The organism is Streptomyces sp. AC550_RSS872 (assembly GCF_019049285.1).
Classification (GTDB): Bacteria; Actinomycetota; Actinomycetes; order Streptomycetales; family Streptomycetaceae; genus Streptomyces.
In genome coordinates, this window is the sequence record NZ_JAGMUL010000140.1 from 91447 (window position 1) to 107543 (window position 16097).

The 16097-nt window shown below is 72.5% G+C and carries 14 protein-coding genes and 1 pseudogene; 7 read left to right on the forward strand and 8 right to left on the reverse strand.

Annotated elements, in window-relative coordinates; genetic code table 11:
* Positions 1-89 precede the first annotated feature (89 nt).
* Entirely contained in the window at positions 90-773 is a 684-nt protein-coding gene (gene ureG, locus KUM44_RS36590) for an urease accessory protein UreG (protein WP_217214068.1), read from the forward strand.
* Positions 761-1549, forward strand: coding sequence for an urease accessory protein UreD (locus tag KUM44_RS36595; protein WP_217214069.1), 789 nt, complete (start codon positions 761-763; stop codon positions 1547-1549). Before ureG ends, KUM44_RS36595 begins: the two co-directional genes overlap by 13 nt.
* Here KUM44_RS36595 and KUM44_RS36600 read toward each other — a convergent pair.
* The 6 genes from KUM44_RS36600 to KUM44_RS36625 all read right to left on the reverse strand — a co-directional run bounded on the left by KUM44_RS36600 (position 1542) and on the right by KUM44_RS36625 (position 9266).
* Complete coding sequence (locus KUM44_RS36600; protein ID WP_217214070.1) at positions 1542-2267, reverse strand: 1-acyl-sn-glycerol-3-phosphate acyltransferase; 726 nt, start codon at positions 2265-2267, stop codon at positions 1542-1544. The two genes, KUM44_RS36595 and KUM44_RS36600, sit on opposite strands and share 8 nt — an antisense overlap.
* Before the next feature lie 342 nt (positions 2268-2609).
* Positions 2610-3842 (reverse strand): PP2C family protein-serine/threonine phosphatase, encoded by a 1233-nt coding sequence (locus KUM44_RS36605; protein WP_217214071.1) that lies wholly within the window; start codon positions 3840-3842, stop codon positions 2610-2612.
* A gap of 94 nt (positions 3843-3936) precedes the next feature.
* Positions 3937-6396 carry a SpoIIE family protein phosphatase gene (locus tag KUM44_RS36610; protein ID WP_217214072.1) on the reverse strand — a complete coding sequence of 820 codons (2460 nt, stop codon included), beginning with the start codon at positions 6394-6396 and terminating at the stop codon, positions 3937-3939.
* A 204-nt stretch (positions 6397-6600) separates the two neighbouring features.
* Positions 6601-7818, reverse strand: a complete 1218-nt coding sequence (gene rocD, locus KUM44_RS36615) for an ornithine--oxo-acid transaminase (protein WP_217214073.1) — start codon at positions 7816-7818, stop codon at positions 6601-6603.
* Positions 7815-8627: a dimethylargininase gene (gene ddaH, locus KUM44_RS36620; RefSeq protein WP_217214074.1), complete on the reverse strand. Its 813-nt coding sequence runs from the start codon at positions 8625-8627 to the stop codon at positions 7815-7817. Before ddaH ends, rocD begins: the two co-directional genes overlap by 4 nt.
* Before the next feature lie 123 nt (positions 8628-8750).
* On the reverse strand, positions 8751-9266 hold the full coding sequence (locus tag KUM44_RS36625) for an Lrp/AsnC family transcriptional regulator (RefSeq protein ID WP_217214075.1): 516 nt from the start codon (positions 9264-9266) through the stop codon (positions 8751-8753).
* A gap of 89 nt (positions 9267-9355) precedes the next feature.
* Here KUM44_RS36625 and KUM44_RS36630 point away from each other — a divergent pair, with 89 nt between their 5' ends.
* Genes KUM44_RS36630 through KUM44_RS36645 form a run of 4 tightly spaced genes read left to right on the forward strand, consistent with a single transcriptional unit; the run spans position 9356 to position 13502 of the window.
* A complete protein-coding gene (locus tag KUM44_RS36630; RefSeq protein ID WP_217214076.1) occupies positions 9356-10135 on the forward strand; it encodes a LytTR family DNA-binding domain-containing protein in 780 nt (259 codons plus the stop codon).
* A 2-nt stretch (positions 10136-10137) separates the two neighbouring features.
* The gene (locus KUM44_RS36635; RefSeq protein WP_217214089.1) at positions 10138-10497 is read left to right on the forward strand and encodes a hypothetical protein; all 360 of its coding nucleotides are present in this window, start codon (positions 10138-10140) and stop codon (positions 10495-10497) included.
* A gap of 40 nt (positions 10498-10537) precedes the next feature.
* Positions 10538-12250: a cation acetate symporter gene (locus KUM44_RS36640; protein ID WP_217214077.1), complete on the forward strand. Its 1713-nt coding sequence runs from the start codon at positions 10538-10540 to the stop codon at positions 12248-12250.
* A 37-nt stretch (positions 12251-12287) separates the two neighbouring features.
* On the forward strand, positions 12288-13502 hold the full coding sequence (locus tag KUM44_RS36645; protein ID WP_217214078.1) for a sensor histidine kinase: 1215 nt from the start codon (positions 12288-12290) through the stop codon (positions 13500-13502).
* A gap of 3 nt (positions 13503-13505) precedes the next feature.
* Here KUM44_RS36645 and KUM44_RS36650 read toward each other — a convergent pair whose 3' ends face one another.
* Positions 13506-13694 (reverse strand): hypothetical protein, encoded by a 189-nt coding sequence (locus KUM44_RS36650; RefSeq protein ID WP_217214079.1) that lies wholly within the window; start codon positions 13692-13694, stop codon positions 13506-13508.
* Positions 13695-13707: 13 nt separating this feature from the next.
* Positions 13708-15663: a serine/threonine-protein kinase gene (locus KUM44_RS36655; protein ID WP_217214080.1), complete on the reverse strand. Its 1956-nt coding sequence runs from the start codon at positions 15661-15663 to the stop codon at positions 13708-13710.
* Positions 15664-15802: 139 nt separating this feature from the next.
* Here KUM44_RS36655 and KUM44_RS36660 point away from each other — a divergent pair.
* Positions 15803-16097: pseudogene (locus KUM44_RS36660) on the forward strand (hypothetical protein); the annotation flags it as partial.

Consider the following 16097-nt stretch of genomic DNA (forward strand, 5'->3'; position numbering starts at 1 on the left):
CCAGACCCCCGCTGTCGGCCCTTCGGGCCTCGTCCTCAAACGCCGGACGGGCTGAAGACGGCCGGCCGAAGATGATTGGAGCTGCTTCTATGCATCTCGACCACGCTCACACCCACGACGGTCCCGCCGCCGTCAGCGCCGACGCGCACCGTCCCGACGGGACGCGCCGTGCCCTGCGTATCGGCCTCGGCGGGCCCGTCGGGTCCGGCAAGACCGCCACCGTCGCCGCGCTCTGCCGTGCCCTGCGCGACGAGTTGTCCCTCGCCGTCGTCACGAACGACATCTACACGCGCGAGGACGCCGAGTTCCTGCTGCGGGAGGCCGTGTTGCCGCCCGAGCGGATCACGGCCGTGGAGACGGGGGCCTGCCCGCACACCGCGATCCGGGACGACATCTCCGCGAACCTCGAAGCCGTCGAGGACCTGGAGGACGAGGTCGGTCCCCTCGACCTCGTCCTCGTCGAGTCCGGCGGGGACAATCTCACCGCCACCTTCTCCAAGGGGCTCGTCGACGCGCAGATCTTCGTGATCGATGTCGCCGGAGGGGACGACATTCCGCGCAAGGGCGGGCCTGGGGTCACCACGGCCGACCTGCTCGTCGTCAACAAGACCGACCTCGCGCCGTACGTCGGTTCCGACCTGGCGCGGATGGCGGCCGACGCCAAGGCGCAGCGGGCCGAACTGCCGGTCGTCTTCCAGTCGCTCAGGACCGAGCCGGGAGTCCGGGACGTCGCCGACTGGGTGCGGGCCCGGCTCGCGGCATGGACGGCATGACCGTGACCGGTGGGGTACGGGCCGTCGCGCGGATCGTCGCCCGGGACGACGGACGGGGCGGCACCTCGCTGCCGGTACTCGACGGCGACGGACCACTGGCGCTCCGGCGGACCCGGGGGAGCGGCGCCGAGGCCCGGGTCGTGCTCGTCGGCGCGATGAGCGGCCCCCTCGGCGGCGACCACTTCACCGTGGAGGCCGACGTGCAGCCCGGCGCCCGACTGCGCGTCGGCTCGGCGGCGGCGACGATCGCCCTGCCGGGCCAGAGCAAGAGCGAGGCCCATTACGACGTACGCCTGTCGGTGGCCGACGGCGCCGAACTCCACTGGCTCCCCGAACAGTTGATCTCCGCCCGGGGCAGCGACCTGTACGTGACGACCCGCGTCGACGTCGGTGCCGGCGGGCGGCTCGTGCTGCGCGAGGAGCAGGTGCTCGGACGGGTGGGCGAGGAGCCGGGGCGGCTGACCAGCCGCCTCCGCGTGCGGGTAGCGGATCGTGACGTCCTCGATCAGGAGCTCGCCTGCGGCCCCGGTGCACCGGGCGGCTGGGACGGGCCCGCGGGGTTCGGCGGCTACCGGGCCGTCGGCCAACTCATCCTCGTCCGGCCCGAGTTCGCCGAAACCCCGGTGACGGCCCGGGTGCTGGGCGACCACGCCGCAGTGATGCCCCTTGCCGGACCCGCCGCACTGGTGAGCGCGGTCGCACCGGACGCACTGCGGCTACGCCGACTGCTCGACGAGGCGCTGGAGTCCCTCGCCCCCCTCGATTCCGTCAACTGATCGGCATCCGCGGGAACCTGCGTTCCTTCTCCACCTGGGCCGCGGCCTCCTCGGCCTTGGCGACGGCCGCGTACTGGTCGACGTATTCCTGCTCGGACAGGGACAGGATGGCGTACATGATCTCGTCGGTGACGGCGCGCAGGATCGCCTTCTCGTTCTCCATGCCCGCGTAGCGGGAGAAGTCGAGGGGCTTGCCGAAGCGGATGGTGACCGGGTGGACGTTGGGGATGACCTTGCCGGGCGGCTGGGCCTCGAAGGTGCCGATCATCGCGCAGGGGATGACCGGGACCTGGGCCTTGAGGGCCATCACCGCGACGCCGACCTTGCCCTTGTAGAGGCGGCCGTCGTGCGAGCGGGTGCCCTCCGGGTAGATGCCGAGGAGCTCGTCCTTGCTCAGGACACCGAGGCCCTCACGGATCGCGGCCTGGCCGGCCTCCTTGCCCGTTCGGTCGACGGGGATCTGGCCGGCGCTGCGGAAGAAGGCCGCGGTGAGGCGGCCCTTGATGCCGGGGCCGGTGAAGTACTCCTTCTTCGCGAGGAAGGTGATGCGCCGCTTGAGCATCGCCGGCATCAGGAAGTGGTCGGAGAACGACAGGTGGTTGCCGGCGACGATGGCCGCGCCCGTCGCCGGTACGTGCTCAAGGCCTTCTATTCGGGGCCGGAAGACCAGTCTCAGCAGAGGTCCCAACAACACGTATTTCAGTACGTAGTAGAACAAGGGGGTCGCTCCTCACTCCGGCGGATTCAACTCCAACCGCCGCGTCCTGGCAGGTCAACCAGCGTGCCGTGGGGCTGCCAGTGTAGGCGCAGGCGGGACAGGCCGGAACCGGGTCGGGTCGGACGGGTGCCGCCACGGCGATTTCCTGACTGGTGGTCAGGGAACGGGTGGGCGGGGCGGTTTGCGGGTGGGGAGGGGCCGCCGGACCAGCCTGGTGTCCGGGATCGGTGCGCGGCAACCCGGTGGTGCGGTTTGGCGTGATCGTGATTGCCCGGTGGCAGGGGGGCCGCCCTTGCGGGGAGTCTTCGCGTCTGCTCGTTCGTCACGGCTCGTCACAGCCCGTCATAGCCGCACGATGATCAGGGCCGTGTCGTCCGTCGCGCCTCCCGGAGGCAGCAGCTCCAGCAGGACGGCGTCGGCGAGGGTCTCGGGATCGGACGTGCGATGGCGGACCAGGGAGTCGGCGAGGCGGCCCAGTCCCGTGTCGATGTCCTCGCGGCGGCGTTCGATCAGGCCGTCGGTGTAGAGGGCGAGCGTGGCGCCGTTGGTGTACGCGGTGACGGCCTGCGGTCTCGGGATCGGGTCCGGGCGTGCGTCCAGCGGAGTGTCGGTGGCCCGGTCGAGGAACTCCACGCCGCCGTCGGGGTGGACGAGGACGGGAGGCGGGTGACCCGCGCTGCTGTAGGCGATCGTGCGGGCGTCGAAGTCGATGAACGTCGTGACCGCCGTGGCCGATTCGGCGCCGTCGACGACATGGGCGTACCGCCCCAGTACGTCGAGCGCCTGCGCCGGGCCGTCCGCGACGCGGGAGGTGGCGCTGAGCGCGCTGCGCAGCTGGCCCATCACGCCGGCCGCCGCCAGGCCGTGTCCGACCACGTCGCCCACGGAGACGCCGATGCGGTTGCCGCCCACCAGGTCGATCAGGTCGTACCAGTCGCCGCACACGTTCAGCGCGCCGACCGCGGGCCGATAGCGTACGGCGGCCCGGTGGTTGTGCACCTGCCGGCGGGCGGGCAGCATCGCCTCCTGGAGGGCGAGGGCCACTTCGCGCTCGCGGGCGTGCGCCTGGCGCAGCCGGTCGTTGAGCTCCTGGAGCTCGCGTGCACGGGTGTACAGCTCGGCCTCCAGCACCCGCGCCCGGCTGTCACCGCCCGCGCCGCCGCGCAGGCGGATGAGCTCGGTGACCTCCTCGACCCGGTGCAGGACGAACGCCACCCGTCCGTCGGGGGCGAGGACCGGCGCGTTGATCGGGCTCCAGTAGCGCTCCTCCCAGTGGCCGGGGCGCGCGGGATCCTCCACGTCGTAGCGCTGGAGTGCCATCGTGTCGCGCTCGCCGGTGGCCACCACGCGCAGCATCGACGCCCGTACGTCGCGCATTCCGGTGGCGGCGGGGTCGTTGGGGTTGTCGGGGAAGACGTCGAAGATGTACCGGCCCACCAGCTCGGCGCGGGTTCGGCCGGACAGGCGCTGGAAGTCCTCGTTGGCATCGGCATAGACCAGCTCCGGGGTGAGCAGCGCCACCATTCCGGGCAGGCCCTGGAACACGGCCTCGTAGTCGATCGCCTTCTCGTCCATGGCTCCCGCTCCCGCCTCACCACCGGGATCCGACCAGCTTCCCGCGCTGTACGACGTATGTACCGATGTACTACATATCCGCCGATCCGGCAGGTCAGGGCGACGGATCCGTCAGTGACTGCTCGGCCCAGATGATCTTCCCCTCGGGGACGAAACGCGTGCCCCAACGCTGGGTGACCTGGGAGACCAGCAGCAGCCCGCGCCCGCCCTCGTCGGTGGTGCGCGGATGCCGCAGGTGCGGGGCGGTGGCGCCGCCGTCGAAGACCTCGCAGATCAGCGCACGCTCCCTGATCAGCCGCAGCCGGATGGGGCCGGCGGCGTACCGGATCGCGTTGGTGACCAGCTCGCTGACGACCAGCTCCGTCGTGAAGGCCAGCCCCTCCAGACCCCACTCCGCCAGCATCCGGGCGGCCGACTTCCGGGCGTCGGCGACCGCGGCCGGGTCGGAGGGAAGATCCCAGTCGGCGACCTGCTCGGTGCCGAGGAGCCGGGTGCGGGCCATCAGCAGGGCCACGTCGTCGTGCGGGCGGGCCGGGGTCAGGGCGTCGACCACCGCCCGGCAGCGCAGGTCGAGCGAGGCCGCCTGCCGCTCCAGCGCCTGCCGCAGCCGGTCCCGGTCTGCGTCCACGGCCCAGTCGTCCCCGTGCGCCAGCAGACCGTCGGTGTGCAGGGCGAGCGTGCTGCCCGCCGTCAGGGCCAGCTCGACCGACTCGTACGGGGGACCGCCCACGCCGAGCGACGCGCCCTGCGGCAGATCGACGAAGGTGACGCCACCGTCGGGCAGCACGACGGCCGGCGCCGGATGGCCCGCGGCCGACATGGTGCACTGCCCGTCGACCGGGTCGTAGACGACGTACACGCACCCGGACCCCACGGACTGGGCGACCGCGGCCTCCTCCGCGGCCGTCTGCGCGCCCTCCTCCCGGGCCGACCGCGCGACCAGGTCGTCGAGATGGGCCAGCACCTCCTCGGGCGGCAGGTCCAGCAGCGCGAGAGTCCGTACGGCCGTCCGCAGCCGCCCCATCGCCGCGGCGGCGTCGATGCCGTGCCCGGGCACCTCGCCCACCACCAGGGCGACGCGGGCGCCGGACAGCGGGATGACGTCGTACCAGTCACCGCCGAGACCGGTCAGCTCGTCGGCCGGCCGGTAGCAGGCGGACACCTCCAGCGCGTCCTGCTCGGGCAGCCGGTGCGGCAGCAGGCTGCGCTGGAGGACCAGGGCGGCGTCGCGTTCGCGGGTGTAGCGCCGGGCGTTGTCGACACAGACAGCGGCCCGTGAGACGAGGTCCTCGGCGAGATTCAGGTCGTCCTCCTCGAACGGCTCCTGGCGGTGGCGCCGGAAGAAAGTGGTGACACCGAGGGTGACGCCCCGCGCGCGGACCGGCACGATCATCACGCTGTGCAGACCCAGTTCGAGGAAGATGGCGGCCCGGCCGCCGCGCGCGTGCTCGGCCCAGGCCTCGCCGAGCGGGTCCAGGCGCTCCTTGCGCCAGGACTGTGCCGTCCTGAGGCAGCGGATCGGCGGTGACCCCGCGGGATACGTGACCACGTCGCCGATGTCGAGGACGGCCTCCGGCACGCTCCGGGTCACCGAACGCTGCCCCGCGCGGCGCAGCGGCACCCAGGCCGTGTCGCTCAGCGGCCCGGCCGCAGGCTCCCCACCCCGCAGCACCGACTCCAGCAGATCCACGGTGACCAGGTCGGCGAGTCCCGGTACGGCCACGTCCGCCAGCTCCTGGGCGGTGCGCGTGATGTCGAGCGTACGGCCGATGTGCTCGCCGGCCCGGTCGAGCAGGGCCAGCCGCTGCCGGGCGCGATGGCGGTCGGTGATGTCCTCCACCGTGTAGTACACGCCGGTCGGGTGGCCGTCGCCGTCGTCGATCCGGGTGAACGACAGCATGTGGGCGGTCTCGCGCAGCGGGGCGGAGCGTGCGTGGCCCACGTGCTCGTAGCCGACGATCGGTTCGCCCGTCGCCAGCACCTGGCGCATCTGCGCCTCGATGGACTCGGCGTCCAGACCGGGCTGGACGTCCGCAAGGCGCAGTCCGAGCCGGTTGGCCGGAGGGCCGCCGCCGTACTGGGCGAGGGCCGCGTTCGACCACACGTAGCGCAGGTCCGTGTCGACGATCGCTATGCCGATGGGGGAGCGGGTGACCATCTGCTCCAGCGTGGCGCGGCTCATGTCCCAGCCCGGCGCGTCCGCGAGCTCCGACAGCAGCACGAGCCAGCGCGCCGGGCCCTGGGTGTCGAGGGCCGAGGTGATCCGCACCATGAGCCGGACCAGGGGGCCGTCCCGGTGCAGGGCGGTCAGCAGGCCGGCCCAGCCGCCGTCCCTGCGGCACCGGTCGATCAGCTCCGGCACCCGGCCCGCGTCCTCGGCACTCAGCAACTCGGCGACGCTCTTCCCGACCGTCTCCGGTGCCGCGTAGGCCAGCAGCCGCTCTGCGCTTCTGGTCCACGCCGTCACCAGACCCTGCGCGTCGAGCAGCAGCGGCGCGGCATCCGCCACGTCGAACCCCTGCCCGGCAACGCCCCGCTCCTCGTGTGTGCCCACGGCCGACCTCTCTGTCGCTGAGAGCGGTCTACCACCTCTTGTCCCCATCTTCACCCTTCCGGTCACCGCTGCCTCTTTGCGGGGGCCGGGAGTGGGGGGAGGAAAGGGGGTGACGCCAGGCAGGGAAAGGGAAGGGGCGGTGGAGGGGTGAGGGCCGGCAGCCCGGCCCTCACCCTTCGAGAGCCGGGCTGCCGTCCCAGGCCGCTACGCCAGTACCTTCTCCAGCGCCCCCAGCGCCCCCGTCAGCTCCTCCGCCGTGATCGTCAGGGGCGGTGCCAGGCGGATCGTGGAACCGTGGGTGTCCTTGACCAGGACGCCCTCGCGCATCAGGCGCTCGCCGATCTCACGGCCCGTGCCGACCGCCGGGTCGATGTCGACGCCCGCCCACAGGCCCCGCGCGCGGAAACCGACGACGCCCCGCCCGAGCAGGGCCGACAGGCCGCCCCGCAGGACCACACCCAGTTCGGCGGCGCGGCGCTGGAACTCGCCCGTCTCCAGGAGCTCGACCACGGCCGTGCCGACCGCGGCGGCAAGCGGGTTGCCGCCGAACGTCGAGCCGTGTTCGCCCGGCCGCAGCACCCCGAGCACGTCACGGCGGGCGACCACCGCGGACACCGGCACGATGCCGCCGCCCAGTGCCTTGCCGAGCAGCAGCATGTCCGGGACGACCGAATCGTGCTCGACGGCGAGCGTGCGACCCGTGCGGCCGAGGCCCGACTGGATCTCGTCCGCGATGAACAGGCAGCCCTTGCGGCGGGTCAGTTCACGGACGCCGGCCAGGTAGCCCTCGTCGGGGATCAGGACCCCCGCCTCGCCCTGGATCGGCTCCAGCAGCACCGCCGCCGTCGTCTCGTCGACCGCCGCCTCCAGCGCCGGCAGGTCGTTGTACGGCACGACCCGGAAGCCCGGCGTGAACGGGCCGAAGCCCTGCCGCGCGGTCTCGTCCGTGGAGAACGACACGATCGTGGTCGTACGGCCGTGGAAGTTGTCCGCCGCGACCACGATCGTCGCCCGGTCGGCCGGGACGCCCTTCACGTCGTACGCCCACTTGCGGGCCACCTTGATGCCGCTCTCCACGGCCTCGGCGCCCGTGTTCATCGGCAGCACCATGTCCAGGCCGGTCAGCAGCGCGAGCCGTTCGGCGAATTCCGCGAGCCTGTCGTTGTGGAACGCCCGGGACGTGAGGGTCAGGCGGTCGAGCTGGGCGTGCGCCGCCTCGATCAGGGCCGGATGACGGTGGCCGAAGTTCAGCGCCGAATAGCCGGCCAGCATGTCGAGGTAGCGGCGGCCCTCGACGTCCTCCACCCAGGTGCCTTCGGCGCGGGCGACGACCACCGGCAGCGGATGGTAGTTGTGCGCCAGGACCGGCTCCTCGGCGCGGATCAGATCGGCGGACGAACGGGTCTGCGCGGGCGCGGTCATGAGCGGATCTCCTGGGTGCAGCACTTGATGCCACCGCCGGCCTTGCGGAACTCCGACAGGTCGACGGGGACGGGGACATAGCCGCGCTCGTCCAGCCGGGCCGCGAGGGCCTCGGCCTGCGGCGCGATGAAGACGTGGCGGCCGTCGGACACGGAGTTCAGGCCGAAGGCGGTCGCGTCGTCGCGGGTGGCGAGCACCGCGTCCGGGTACAGCCGCGCGAGCACCTCACGGCTGCCCGGCGAGAACGCCTCCGGGTAATAGACGATGTTGTCGTCGTCGAGCACGAACAGCGCCGTGTCCAGGTGGTAGAAGTACGGATCCACCAGCGTCAGGCTGATCACCGGGTGGCCGAAGAACTCCTGCACCTCGCGGTGCGCCTCGCGGGTGGTGCGGAAACCGGTGCCGGCGAGCAGGTACCGGCCCGTCCACACCAGATCGCCCTCGCCCTCGCACACGGACTCGGGCCGGTACACGTCGAAGCCCGCCGTCTTGAACCACGTCTCGTAGTGCGTGGACTCCGGGCGCCGCTCGGGTGCATGGAACAGGGAACCGAAGACACGGCCGCCGACGACGACCGCCGAGTTCGCCGCGAACACCATGTCGGGGAGACCGGCGACCGGCTCCAGCGTGTCGACCGAGTGGCCGTGGGAACGGTAGGCGCGGATCAGCGCCTGCCACTGCTCCTGGGCCAGATCGACGTCCACCCGGACGTCGGGCTGCATCCAGGGGTTGATCGCGTACTGCACGGCGAAATGTCTGGGTTCACAGACGAGGAAGCGCCGCCGGCGCGGCACACGTGTTTCGGACACAGAGGGGTTCCTCCGCTTCCTACGGTGTCGATGAGGATTGACACCAAGGTAAGAAAGCGGGCCGACGAGCGACAAGAAACAAGAATTGCGTGTCCACGCAGGAATGCTGCGTCTTAGGCCGGTTCAGCGCACGTCTGCTGCGTCGCTCCGGACCGCGCTCGGGACGGGCTGGCTGGCGCCCGCCTCCGGACTCTCCGGGATGAGATGGGACAGCACCATCACGCTGATCGTCTTGCGGATGAACGGCTCGACCCGGATGCGCTCCAGCACCTCCTCGAAGTGCTCCACGTCCCGCGCCCGCACATGCAGCAGCGCGTCCGCGCCCCCCGTCACCGTCATCGCCGCGGTGATCTCCGGATGGTTGCGGACCACCTCCGCGAGCCGCCTGGGCGGTGCCGCCCCCTCGCAGTACACCTCGACGTACGCCTCCGTACGCCAGCCCAGCGCCGACGGCTTGACCGTGGCCGTGAACCCGGTGATCACGCCCGTGTCGCGCAGCCGGTCCACACGCCGCTTCACCGCCGTCGCGGACAGCCCCACGCTCGTGCCGATCTCGGCGAAGCTCGTCCTGGCGTTCGCCATCAGGGCGGTGATGATCTTCCGGTCGAGTTCGTCGAAGGACGCCGCGCCGCTGTTCATGAGGGCACTGTAAGCGGCCCGACACCCAGCGCGAACGCGGACCGGGAGCACATGTCCAAGCGTGCGAATTGCTCCTACACTCCGGGTTCATGCTGCGCGCCCTGGCTGTCGACGACGAACGCCCCTCGCTGGAGGAACTGCTCTACCTCCTGAACGCCGACCCCCGCGTCGGCAGCGCGGAGGGGGCCGGCGACGCGACCGAGGCACTGCGCCGCATCAACCGCGCCCTGGAGTCGGGGCCCGGCGGGCCCGAGGCGATCGACGTCGTCTTCCTCGACATCAACATGCCCGGCCTCGACGGACTGGACCTGGCCCGGCTGCTCACCGGCTTCGCGACACCGCCGCTGGTCGTGTTCGTCACCGCCCACGAGGACTTCGCCGTCCAGGCCTTCGACCTCAAGGCCGTCGACTACGTCCTCAAACCCGTCCGCAAGGAACGGCTCGCCGAGGCGGTCCGCCGCGCCGTCGAACTGCGCGCCGCCTCCCGGCGGGATGCCGCCCAACGTGACACCACGCCCCGCATACCCGTGAGCGAGCCCGACCCCGACCACATACCCGTGGAGCTCGGCGGCGTGACCCGCTTCGTCGCCGTGGACGACATCACCCATGTCGAGGCCCAGGGCGACTACGCCCGGCTGCACACCGACAAGGGCAGCCACCTCGTCCGCATCCCCCTGTCCACCCTGGAGGAGCGCTGGCGCTCGCGCGGATTCGTCCGCATCCACCGCCGCCATCTCGTCGCCCTGCGCCACATCGGCGAGCTCCGCCTGGACGCGGGCTCGGTCAGCGTCATGGTCGGCCCCGAGGAACTCCAGGTCAGCCGGCGCCACGCCCGCGAACTGCGGGACCTGCTCATGCGGAGGTCATGACGATGCCCCAGAACCCCGCCGACCGCCGCGTCGTCGTCACCGGCCCGCCCCGGCAGGCCCGCCGCGTCTCCGGCTACTACCGCCCGCGCACCGAGATCGACGAACAGACCACCCTCGGCCACACCTACGTCCGCTCCCTCATGCGCACCCAACTGCGCACCGCCCTCGCCGTGTTCGCCGTGCTCGGCCTCCTCGTCGGCCCGCTCCCCCTGCTCTTCGCGGCGATGCCGGACGCCCAGCACCTGGTCTGGGCGATCCTCGGCTTCGGCCTCTACGCCCCGCTGGTCCTGCTGGCCCGCTGGTTCGTGCGCCGCGCCGAGCGCAACGAACGGGACTTCGTACGGCTCGTCGAAGACCGCTGAGCCCAAGAGACCGACTGAGCCCGAAAGAACCGATGCGGTCGTGAACTCCAGCTACGCCGTCCCCGCCGTCGCCCTCGTCGTCCTCGCGACCGTCCTCGTCGGCGCCTTCGGCCTGCGCATCTCCCGCACCACCTCCGACTTCTACGTCGCCTCCCGCACCGTCGGCCCCCGCCTCAACGCCGCCGCGATCAGCGGCGAGTACCTTTCCGCCGCCTCCTTCCTCGGTATCGCCGGCCTGGTCCTCGTCCAGGGTCCGGACATGCTCTGGTACCCCGTCGGCTATACCGCCGGCTATCTGGTCCTGCTGCTGTTCGTCGCGGCCCCGCTGCGCCGCTCCGGCGCCTACACGCTCCCCGACTTCGCCGAGGCCCGCCTCTCCTCCCAGGCCGTACGACGGCTCGCGGGCGCCTTCGTCGTCGGCACCGGCTGGCTGTATCTGCTGCCCCAACTCCAGGGCGCCGGGCTGACGTTGACCGTGCTGACGAACGCACCCGACTGGCTCGGCGGGGTGATCGTCGCCGTCGTCGTGGTCGCCATCGTCGCCGCCGGCGGCATGCGCAGCATCACCTTCGTCCAGGCCTTCCAGTACTGGCTCAAACTCACCGCCCTGCTCGTCCCCGCCCTCTTCCTGATCCTCGCCTGGCAGGGCGACGGCGCCCCCCGCCACGCCTTCGACGAACCGGCGACGTTCCGTGAACAGAGCGCCGTCCGCGTCGACGACACCCTCGACCTCGAACTCGACCGTCCCCTGACCGTCACCGTCACCGGCACCGTCGACGGCCGCACACACGAGGACGACAAGATCCGGCTCCCCGCCGGCACCCACCACGTCGAGGCCGGCACCCGCCTCACCTTCGACCAGGGCGCCTCCGTCCCCGAACCCGACCGCGGCAGCGGCGGCAGCCTCTCGCCCTCGCAGGCCGAGAACCGCGGTGAACGCCCGCTGTACGCCACGTACGGACTGATCCTCGCCACCTTCCTCGGCACCATGGGCCTGCCGCACGTCGTCGTCCGCTTCTACACCAGCCCGCACGGCGTCGCCGCCCGCCGCACCACCGTCGCCGTCCTCGGCCTGATCGGCGCCTTCTACCTCCTGCCCCCGGTCTACGGCGCCCTGGGCCGCCTCTACGCCCCCGAACTCACCCTCTCCGGCGACGCGGACGCCGCCGTCCTGCTGCTGCCCGAGCGGATGATCGGCGGCCTCGGCGGCGACCTCCTCGGCGCGCTGGTCGCGGGCGGCGCCTTCGCCGCGTTCCTGTCGACGGCCTCGGGCCTGACCATGGCCGTCGCGGGCGTGCTCACCCAGGACGTCCTGCCGTCCCGGGGCGTACGGCACTTCCGGCTCGGCACGGTCCTCGCCATGGCCGTCCCGCTCGCCGCGAGCGCCCTGGTCGGCGGACTCCCCGTCGCCGACGCGGTGGGCCTCGCCTTCGCCGTGTCGGCGTCGTCCTTCTGCCCGCTGCTCGTGCTCGGCATCTGGTGGCGGCGGCTGACCCCGCCCGGCGCGGCCGCCGGAATGCTGGTCGGCGGCGGCTCGGCGCTGCTCGCCGTGGCGGCGACCATGGCGGGTTTCCCGGGCTCCGGAGCCCTGCACGCGCTGCTGGCCTGGCCCGCGCTCTGGTCGGTGCCACTGGGCTTCCTCACCATGATCCTGGTGTCGCTGGCCACCCCGGGGCGGGTCCCGGCGGGGACGGCGGCGATCCTGGCACGGTTCCATCTGCCGGAGGAGCTGCGGGCGGAGGTGAAGGCATGAGCGACCTCATCGCCGGACGGCGCGAGGCGGTGACGACATGAGCGGATTCATCGCGGGTCTGTGCGTGGCGATCCTCCCGCTGCTCGCCGCCGGCTTCTGGCTGGGCCGGCGCACCGCCCGCCCGCAGAACCTCGGCGGCCTCGGCACCCCCGTCGAGCACGCCACCTTCGAGACCCTGCACACGGCTTCGCTCGCCGCACCCCCGCTCAGGGCCGGACTCACCGAGGAGACCGCCCGCAAGTCGGCCCGCAGACTCCGCTCCCTGCTCGGCACGGACGCGCTGTGCCTCACCGACCAGAAGGACGTCCTGGTCTGGGACGGCGTCGGCGGACATCACCGTACGGAGATCATGGAACTCCTCGCCGGCCCCCTGGAGTCGGGCCGCGGCGAGGCCTTCCCGCTCACCTGCGGCGCCCCCGACTGCCCGGTGCGCTGGGCCGTGGTCGCCCCGCTCACCGTCGACGACCGCGTCCACGGCGCCCTCGTCGCCTGCGCGCCCCGCGAGAGTGCGGTCCTCGTGCGGGCGGCCGGCGAGGTGGCCCGCTGGGTCTCCGTCCAGCTGGAACTGGCCGACCTCGACCAGTCCCGCACCCGTCTGATCGAGGCCGAGATCAAGGCACTGCGCGCCCAGATCTCCCCCCATTTCATTTTCAACTCCCTCGCGGTGATCGCGAGCTTCGTCCGCACCGACCCCGAGCGCGCCCGCGAACTGCTCCTGGAGTTCGCCGACTTCACCCGCTACTCCTTCCGCAGGCACGGCGACTTCACCACCCTCGCCGAGGAACTCCACGCCATCGACCACTACTTGGCGCTCGTGCGGGCACGCTTCGGCGACCGCCTGTCCGTCACCCTCCAGATCGCTCCGGAGGTACTGCCGGTCGCCCTGCCCTTCCTGTGCCTCCAGCCGCTCGTCGAGAACGCCGTCAAACACGGCCTGGAGGGCAAGAAGGCGCCGGCCGGCAAGAGCCACATCAGCATCACCGCCCAGGACGCCGGCGCCGAGGCCCTCGTCGTCATCGAGGACGACGGCGCCGGCATGGACCCGGCCCTGCTGCGCCGCATCCTCGCCGGCGAGGTCAGCCCGTCGGGCGGCATCGGGCTGTCCAACGTCGACGACCGTCTCCGACAGGTGTACGGCGACGCCTACGGCCTCGTCATCGAGACCGCCCCGGGAGCGGGCATGAAGATCACCGCCCGGCTGCCGAAGTACCAGCCGGGCGTGCACTCCGCGGGGCGGCTCCCCCGGGAGTGAGGCTCAGGTGCTCCGGCTGACGACCAGCCCCAGTGTGATCAGCCCCAGCACCACCCACCCGAACCACAGCCAGCCATTGCTCCCGAGCGCCACCGTGTAGGCCGTCACCACGACGAGACCGCCGACGGTGACCACCCCCATCGCCTTGGTAGAACTGTCCGTAGAACCGCCAGAACCGCTAGAACCGGGCATCGCGACACCCTCCTCATGGTTCGTCCCCCTCCATGGTGCCCCCGTTCTGCTTCCTGACGGTGCACACGACGAAATGAGTCCCGTTCTTCCAGGACCCCTCGCTCGTCCACGAGCCCGCGGTGTACACGGAAGGGTCGAACCCGTAGTCGCGCGGCGGCACCTCCCGGGCACACGCCGTGTCCGACTCGGTACGCGCCTCGGTCAGCGTGACGTCGGTGCCCAGTCGGGTGAACCCGAGCACCTGCTCGTCGTGCGGATCCGCGCAGGCCACCAGGCGGGCGCCCCGGCGCGAGCGCACGTCCAGACAGTCCCGCCGCTGCATGGTCGCCGTGTCGGCGAACGCCGCCCCCGCCTTCCGGTGCTCACCCAGCGGCCCGAACACCGGCCCGTGCGCGCCCAGCACCAGACAGGCGGTGCGCCGTCCGGCCGCCTCGAACCCCGCCTCGGACGGTACGACGGCGAAGCTGCGCACATCCGCGAGCCGCTCGCGGAGCGCCTCCGTCCGTGCCTCGCATGCCGTCGGCCCCTCCCGGCGCGCCTCGGCGGCGGACGCGGCGGCGACGAGCGCCATCACCTGCCCGTCGGGGGCCTGCTCCCGGCAGCTGGGATCCACCCGCAACCGGGGCGTGCCCTGGAAGGCGCTCGCGCCCGGCCAGTCGGCCACCACGCAGTCACCGCCCTTGAGCGGATCCCCGAGCCCGACGGCGTCGCCGTACGGCCGCTCCGTCCCGCCGGGGGCCGACTCCCGGTACACGGCGTACCAGGCGCCCGCCCCCGCCAGTGCCAGCCCGAGGAGACCGGCGAGCACCGCGTGGAGGATGCGGGGACGGGTTCGGCGCGGCCCTCCGGGACCGGGCCCGCCGCCGAAGGCCCACGGACCACCAGATGAGTCGGGTGATTCAGGAAATTCGGGTAACTCGGATGACTCGGGCGTCCTGGGCGTCCCTGGCGGGGGACCGAAGCCCACCGACCCCCTGGGCTGCCCGAACCCCGAGCCCGGACTGCGCCGCCCCTCGGGATGCCCCGGCACGGGCGCAGGCGGCGCCCCGCCCCAGTGCGGCTGCGAGCCGAGGTCCGTCTGGGTGCGCGCGTACGCGTCGACCTCCGGCGTGACGATCCGCGACAGCGCCGCCTCCGCCTCCGCCGCGGACATCCGCCGTGCCGGATCCTTCTCCAGCAGGGCTCGTACGACGGGCCCCAGCGCCCCGGCCCGCGCGGCCGGCCGGGGCTCCTCCATGACCACCGCGGTCACCTGGGCGAGATGCGACTCGCGGTCGAAGGGTCCCCGCCCCTCGACCGCGTGGTACAGCGTGCAGCCCAGCGAGAACAGATCCGTGGCCGGCGTGGGCGCCCCGCCCGTGACCCGTTCCGGCGCCAGATAGCCCGCCGTACCCACGAGCACCGACGCCAGCGTGTACCGCGTCTCCCCGGCGTCCGGCTGCACCGAGATGCCGTAGTCGGCGAGCAGCACACGCCCGTACGGCGCCCCGGAGCGGTCCGGCGCGAGGAGGATGTTCGCCGGTTTCACGTCCCGGTGCATGACGCCCCGCTCGTGTCCGGCGGTCAGCGCGTCGAGCACGGCGAGCCCGATGCGGGCGCACTCCGCGGGCGCCGGCGGGCCGTGCCGGTCGATGAGATCACGCAGGTTGACGGCGCCGGCCACGTACTCCATGACGATCCACGGCAGCCCGTCGTGCTCCAGCACGTCATGCACGGTCACCACGTGCGGATGCCCGCGCAGCCCCGCCGCGTGCCGGGCCTCCGCCCGGGCGCGGGCCACCCTGGCATCGCGCTCGTCGGCCTCGGCCGGGTCCCGGAACACGATCTCCTTCAGCGCGACCTCGCAGGCGAGTCTCCGGTCGTGGGCGAGCCAGACATGGCCCATGCCGCCGCTGCCGAGCCGGTTGAGCAGCAGATAACGGCCGGCGACGACCCGGCCCGCTCCCGACGTCGATGATCCTGAAGGCATCCGGTGACTCCCGGGTTCTACGGCTGCGCTGCGTGGTTGCTAGGCGGTCGTGCTCGCGGGGGGTTCGACGGCGGAGGGAGCGCCGGTCGCCGGGTCGGTGGTGGCGGGCGCGCCGGTCTCGGACGGGGGTGCGCCGGTGGTGACCGGGGCGCTGGTCGGGGGTGGCGGCGAGGGCGGTGAGCTGGGCGTGGTGGGCTTGGCCGTCGGAGGGGGTGCGGAGGACGTTCCCGTGGACGGGGGGCCGCTCGTAGGGCCCGGGCCGGACGGCGTGGAGCTTCCGGGCCGGGAGCTCCCGGGAGACGAGGGCGGCGGAGTCGATGCGGACGGCGAAGGCGGCGACGACGAAGACGGCGATGACTTGGGCGGCGTCGGCGTCGGCGTCGGGGTAGGGGTAGGGGCCGGGGGAGTGGGAGTGGGAGTGGGAGTGGGAGTGG